General features: G+C 49.0%; 7 protein-coding genes. All 7 read right to left on the reverse strand.

Annotation, left to right across the window (positions count from 1 at the left end; translation table 11 throughout):
• Window positions 1–238: 238 nt before the first annotated feature.
• On the reverse strand, window positions 239–1,132 hold the full coding sequence (gene pstA / locus RMO35_RS23655) for a phosphate ABC transporter permease PstA (protein WP_309744941.1): 894 nt from the start codon (window positions 1,130–1,132) through the stop codon (window positions 239–241).
• 190 nt (window positions 1,133–1,322) lie between these two features.
• The gene (gene pstC / locus RMO35_RS23660; protein ID WP_309744943.1) at window positions 1,323–2,288 is read right to left on the reverse strand and encodes a phosphate ABC transporter permease subunit PstC; all 966 of its coding nucleotides are present in this window, start codon (window positions 2,286–2,288) and stop codon (window positions 1,323–1,325) included.
• 6 nt (window positions 2,289–2,294) lie between these two features.
• Window positions 2,295–3,449, reverse strand: a complete 1,155-nt coding sequence (gene pstS / locus RMO35_RS23665) for a phosphate ABC transporter substrate-binding protein PstS (RefSeq protein ID WP_309744945.1) — start codon at window positions 3,447–3,449, stop codon at window positions 2,295–2,297.
• Window positions 3,450–3,926: 477 nt separating this feature from the next.
• Window positions 3,927–4,907 carry a hypothetical protein gene (locus RMO35_RS23670; RefSeq protein ID WP_309744948.1) on the reverse strand — a complete coding sequence of 327 codons (981 nt, stop codon included), beginning with the start codon at window positions 4,905–4,907 and terminating at the stop codon, window positions 3,927–3,929.
• Between the two features lie 26 nt (window positions 4,908–4,933).
• Window positions 4,934–5,092: a hypothetical protein gene (locus RMO35_RS23675; protein WP_309744950.1), complete on the reverse strand. Its 159-nt coding sequence runs from the start codon at window positions 5,090–5,092 to the stop codon at window positions 4,934–4,936.
• A complete protein-coding gene (gene tpiA, locus RMO35_RS23680; protein WP_309744952.1) occupies window positions 5,076–5,801 on the reverse strand; it encodes a triose-phosphate isomerase in 726 nt (241 codons plus the stop codon). Before tpiA ends, RMO35_RS23675 begins: the two co-directional genes overlap by 17 nt.
• A 183-nt stretch (window positions 5,802–5,984) precedes the next feature.
• Window positions 5,985–6,255 (reverse strand): hypothetical protein (locus tag RMO35_RS23685; RefSeq protein ID WP_309744954.1); only part of this gene is annotated, 271 nt, incomplete at its 5' end.

Genomic DNA, 6,255 nt, shown 5'->3' on the forward strand with positions numbered 1-6,255 from the left:
TACGATATCCTTGTCCGTCAGAGCTGTCATAAAATTAGGAGATAGAGGATAAAAGTCCGATGGAAGCGGGGATGACATCCCCCGATAATCTTTTAAGAGATAGTAGTGGCGACGGCTGGCTAATGTCTTTAAGTAAAGGCAGAATGTGTTTATTGTTACACAAGTTGGGTACCGCTCCCGATTAGGATGCCCTCAATCTGCCCAAAGTAACTCATCCCGCTACCAGATCGCGGAAAACTTAGTAAACCTTGCGCCGCGAAACCACCCGAGCGATGATACTAATTGCTAGAATTAATACCAAAATCAGTAAAGCAGCTACCCAAGCTAGTTGCTGTTGATTTTTGTATGGAGAAATTGCAAAGTTATAAATCAGTACCGATAGGGTTGCCGTCGGCTGCCATAGCCCTTGAATGTCATACTGATTGAACAAACAGGTAAACAGTAGTGGTGCCGTTTCGCCAGCAGCTCTGGCGACAGCCAGCGTTACACCTGTCGCGACAAATGGCAATGCGGCGGGGAGGACGATTTGAGTAACAGTTTCAAAATTAGTCGCTCCGACGCCGACAGCCGCCAGTCTGGTAGCTTTAGGGACAGATTTTAGTCCCTCTTCAGCCGTCCGAATAATAGTCGGTAGCATTAGCACCGAAAGGGCTACCCCACCAGCGACGGCAGAGAAACCACCCGTCAGTAAGACGACGATGCCATAAGCAAATAGTCCCGCAATAATCGAGGGGACACCACTCAAGACATTGGTGCAAAACCTGACAAAATGAGCGATCCAGTTACCCTGACTAAATTCTACCGTGTAAATGGCACTGAGAACGCCAAAAGGTATGCTAATGAGGGCACCAATCAGGCAGGTGAGTAAGGTACCAACGATCGCGTTGCGAAAGCCCCCGCCCTGCATTCCAGCCGCAGGTGGCAGCTCGGTAAACACGGCAGGGGAGATGCTACCCAAGCCATTGGCAATGACCATAAACAGAATCGAAGCCAGGGGAATAATCGAAATCGCCACACAGGCAAAGACTAGACCAGTCATCACTTTGCCAAAGAGCTGACGATTGGCGGAAATACCAAACTGGTTAGCGTTGACATCGGATCGATCGGGCAATTCCGAAGATAAAGGAGTCATGATTTAGGTTTTAGGTTTTGGGTTTTAGGCTTTAGGCGTTTGCATACATAACTTATCGTTGCTACTTTGTAGAACGCCTACGATTGAAATCGTGGCTAGTGTTGCAAAGTCCGCCTACGCGGACTGACATATTAGTCCGCGTAGGCGGACTTTGCATTCCGAGGAGCGGTTTCTAACCGCTTGGGTCAATCTACTCAACCTGCTGAAAGCGACTGACTAGTGCTTGCGCTAATACGTTGACTAACAGTGTCAACACCATCAAAATCAAGGCTTCATAAAACAGCGATGACTTTTGCAGACCGCTAGCTTCACCAAACTGGTTGGCAATTAGCGAAGAAAGTGTCGAAGCTGGAGCCAGCCAGGATACATTTACCTGATTGGCATTACCCACCAACATCGTCAGCGCCATCGTCTCGCCCAATGCCCGCCCCAGTGCTAACATGATCGAACCAATAATTCCCGACAATGCGGCTGGTAGCAGCACTCTCATAATCGTCTCCCAGCGAGTCGCCCCTAGTCCATAAGCGCCTTGCCGGAGCTTGGGCGGGAGGGAAGTCAAGGTATCGCGGGAGATGGCAATAATCGTCGGTAAAATCATGATCGCCAGCACCAAAGATGCTCCAAAAAGCTGTCTACCACCTGGTTCGGTGGAAAAGAAGGGAATCCAGCCAAAATTACGGTTGAGTCCTTGCAACAGCGGTTTAATGGCGGGGAGAAACACAAATAATCCCCATAAGCCATAGACCACACTCGGCACGGCTGCTAATAGCTCGATGACAAAAGCGATCGGCTGGAGAATATTCGGCTTGAGAAAGTTTTCAGTCAAGAAAATGGCGACCCCTACGCCCAGCGGCACTGCGAAAATCAGTGCCAGGAGGGAACTAAGGACAGTACCGTAGACGTGAGGTAACGCGCCGTAAATATTTTTGACTGGATCCCAAGTACTATCGAATAAAAATCCCAGCCCAAACGCCTGAATCGCGGGTAAGGCGATGACTAATAGAGAATAGGCAATCCAGATCAAGATCAGCCCGACCGAGAGGGCTAGTCCCAGAGTCAAGCGCCGGAAATTTTGGTCGATCGACCGCACGAGATTGTAGCTAGTGGAGGCATCGAGGAGCGATGTTTCCTTGGGATCTGAAGGTTGTGCAGTCATACAAGTTTATTTAACTTTGTTGAGTTCTTCTTTGACCTTAGCCACCAGTGACGCCTCTAACGGTACATAGCCTAGCTCGGTGGCTGTAGCTTTCCCGGTAGTCAACGACCAATCGATGACGCTTTTGAGCGCTGTTTGCTTGGCAGCATCCTTCTGAGGATAGAGGAGCAGCCAAGTGAGACCGGAAATCGGGTAAGCTTTGGGGTTGGCAGAATCTGCTACTGTGAGTGCGAGATCGGCAGGTACTTTCTCGCCCACAAATGCCTCGGCACCAGACTCTGGAGATGGCGCGACGATCTGCCCTGATTTGTTTTCGATCGCGGCCATCGTTAAATTAGTTTGCTTGCCGTAGGAATACTCTACATACCCGATCGAACTGGGAGTTTGTTGAATCTGGGCAGCAACACCTTCATTACCTTTGGCACCCGTGCCAGTAGGCCACGAGATCGATTTGTTGGCACCAGCAGTCCAGGTCGCTCCACAGGCAGCTTTGAGGTGAGTGGTAAACTGGTACGTCGTCCCACTACCATCAGAACGGTGAACGAATTGAATCGCTTGGTCGGGGAGTTTGGCGCCAGGATTGCTTTTGGAGATCGCCGGATCGTTCCACTTCTTAATTTTCCCTGCGGCAATCCCACAGTAGGCTGCCCGCGATAGTTTTAAATCCTTGACTCCCTCTAGATTGTAAGCAAATACCACGCTACCACCAGTCATTGGGACTTGAATGGGGTCGGCATTATATTTAGCCTTGAATTTAGCGCGTTCGTCCGCTTTCAATGGTGCGTCGGTCGCGCCAAAATCTACCGTACCCGCCAAAAATTGCTCGATCCCAGCACCACTACCGACGGATTGATAACTGATTTGCGTGCTGGGATTAGCTTTATTGTAATCAGCGAACCACCGTTGGTATAAAGGAGCCGGAAAGGATGCACCAGCACCGCTTAAAGAACTGCTCCCGCCACCACTTGCGGGTGCAGCCCCACTGCCTGCTGCTGGAGATGCAGTGCCACCCGTAGGGGGAGTGGCTACATCGGGACTTTGGGGCGTACAAGCAGCGGTAGTGACGCCCAGCGTCAATGCCACTAAAATCTGGATGGTACGGCGCGACCTACCTAGAGTTGCCGTGCCAGTATTGGAACGCTCTATTTGGTGGTTATTCATAATGATATCTCCTCAATTTTTTTGATGGTCTAGTTAGCTAACTTCCTGACTACTGCCAAGATGGCAGTCTGCCATCTTGGCAGGCTTCAAGCCCAAGGTTTATCAAAGGTAATTAGCTAAAAATTTTCGATCTACGATCGAGCATAGATCGATCTGACGTTGCTTCAGGTTAACAACAGGTTAACGTTTGGAAGTGAGTCCGATTCAATGATTTGGGGCAGTTGCAGTAAATCGGCTGCTCTAATGGCTTTGAGCGATATTTCACTCCTCGAAATCGCTGCCAAAGTCGATCTAGTGGCGGCGATCGTTCGCACATAGATCTTCACAAAAATGTCTGTAATGATGTAACAACATTACAGACATTTCTAATGGCGACTCCGCTTGATTTGTCAGAAGGAAAATCCGATCTAATGAGGCTACAGGCTACAGGTGCCAGCGTTGGCGATGTCCGTAACTTAGATGCCACTCGCCAGTTATTTAGGTCTCTACCCGATAATATTCTTTGTTAGCCTCAGAATATCCCCAAGCCAGCCCTTCCGGATCGCGGTTGCGCGTCCAGTCGGTGAAGTTTGGTTCGCTCCGCCGCTTGTAGATCGTACTGGAGTGGACATCCAACCGCTTAGCTAATTCGGATTGGATAATTAGCACTTGGGGTTGCTGTGATGTTACTGTCTGTTCGACTGCGACAAACGGGGCAGACTCTATCTCCATCGATAAGCTAGTCTCACCGGATGTCTTGTGGGCTAACTCAGGAGAGTCAGAAGATAAGACAGAAGGAAGATCTGCTAACTCAGTAGATTCAGCGGACGGGACGGGCATCTGCTCGATCGATGGCGTAGATTCACTTGCGGAAACATCGATTGCTGGAATCGCTTGCTCCAGATCGGTTACGGTTGCGGGTGCTGCTGAGAGTGTTGCCTCCGGCGCGAATGACATTGCTGAGTTAGCTGTATGTGCTACCCGATATTCCGAGTATGCTAATTCAGGGACGGCTTCGGGCGCGACAGTCTGCGGGAAAGTCGCCACGGGAGTCGTCGCTGGCATCAGTGCTGGCGGCTCTCTCTCGCTATCATCAAAAATCTGACCCAGAGTACTAACACTTACAAAATAATAGACTTGTCCTCGATCGGGATGTTGGCGTCTACCAGTGCCAAATTCACTTGCTTTAGCAACTAGATACCGATCGGATACCTTACCGGAAACGTTTGCCTGCAATGACAAATCGAGCGCCGAAATTTCGCCGCGATTTTGCACGATTAATTGTTGAAAAACCGGATCGATCGATCGAGCCGTCTTCGTCCATTCATAGCTCTGCCAAATATTTCCACCAGCGATCGCCAGAGTTACACCCAATATTATCGGCCACGCCACAAACAACGCAGATATTGTTAGTGCTGCTGGAATTAGCAACAGCAGACAACCTGTGGCACTTCTTGTATTTATAGCTCTTTCAGGCATTTGCCCTATGGTTTTTTAACTTAACGCTATGTTATTTTAGTCGATCGGATCGCTTTTAGATGCACCCCGATCTCAGCAATTAACGATCGGTTACTATTTGGCTGTCGATCGACATTTTTGATGCGGTAGCCAGCAGCAGAAATTGGCAGTTTGGTAACTGCGACTAGATTATTTGTAATTGACAATGCCTGCAAAATCAGTAGCCGTCAAACTGGCTCCACCGACTAAGACACCATCAATTTGGGGTTGAGCCATAATTTCGTCGATGTTGCTCGGTTTGACCGAACCACCGTATTGAATCGGTACTTGGGGATCGGCTAAGCGATCGCGAATCAAACCGATAACTCGATTGGCTTCAGTAGCTTCACAGGTTTCGCCAGTCCCGATCGCCCAAATCGGCTCGTAGGCGATTACCAACCGATCGAGATCGATGCCTGCTAGTGCCCGATCTAATTGCTGGATAATCAAACGCTCGGCTTCACCCGCATCACGCTGTTGCTTGGTTTCTCCCACGCATAAAATCGGAATCAACCCACTTTTTTGCGCTGCTTTGAGTCGTAAATTCACGGTTTCGTCAGTTTCACCAAAATACTGGCGGCGTTCGCTATGTCCGACAATCGCATATCTCACACCCATTTCGGTCAACATGCTCGCCGAAATCTCACCTGTATAAGCGCCGCATTCTTCCCAATGGACATTTTGGGCACCCAAGCGAATCCGGTTGCCATGTAGACTTTTGTTGACGATCGTCAAATCTGTAAACGGCACGCACAAGACTACTTCGCGGTCTTCAGGAGCATCATCAATTTGCGGAATAAATTCCGTCAAAAACTCAGTGGCTTCACCCTGAGTTTTATACATTTTCCAATTACCAGCAATAATAACTTTACGCACAGCTCAATTTAGATTAGTCTTCTCCATATTCTCATGAATTGGGTGGAGGGGAGTTGGGAGATGGGAGATGGGAGTTGGGAGTTGGGAGTTGGGGGGACTGGGAGACTGGGAGATTAAGAATCGTTCATTTCCTCTTACCCATTACCTCTTACCTGTTACCTCTTACCTTTTACCTTTTACCCATTACCTCTTACCTTGCCACCAGAGAAATATTGCGATCGCGCTTGAAGGGAGGAAGACGGCTACCAAGACGGTGCTGGTTGTGGGGTCTGGGTTGAGGCTTTGTCCTAGGTAGTTAATTGCGATCGAGATCGCGACAGATGGTAATAACATTTTAAGTAATAGTCCGATTTGGTCTGACACTATGCTGAGCTTCTCTCCCGAATTTACAATCCAATTTAGCGAACTGATAACTAAACTAGGGTCTGCTGTCCAAGCAAGTAGTTTGGATACC

The organism is Chamaesiphon sp. OTE_20_metabat_361 (assembly GCF_031364565.1).

Bases quoted from the DNA above. Each gene is read 5' to 3' on its own strand.
- pstC (WP_309744943.1), bottom strand. From the start codon at position 2,288: ATGACTGCACAACCTTCAGATCCCAAGGAAACATCGCTCCTCGATGCC.
- RMO35_RS23670 (WP_309744948.1), bottom strand. From the start codon at position 4,907: ATGCCTGAAAGAGCTATAAATACAAGAAGTGCCACAGGTTGTCTGCTG.
- pstA (WP_309744941.1), bottom strand. From the start codon at position 1,132: ATGACTCCTTTATCTTCGGAATTGCCCGATCGATCCGATGTCAACGCT.
- pstS (WP_309744945.1), bottom strand. From the start codon at position 3,449: ATGAATAACCACCAAATAGAGCGTTCCAATACTGGCACGGCAACTCTA.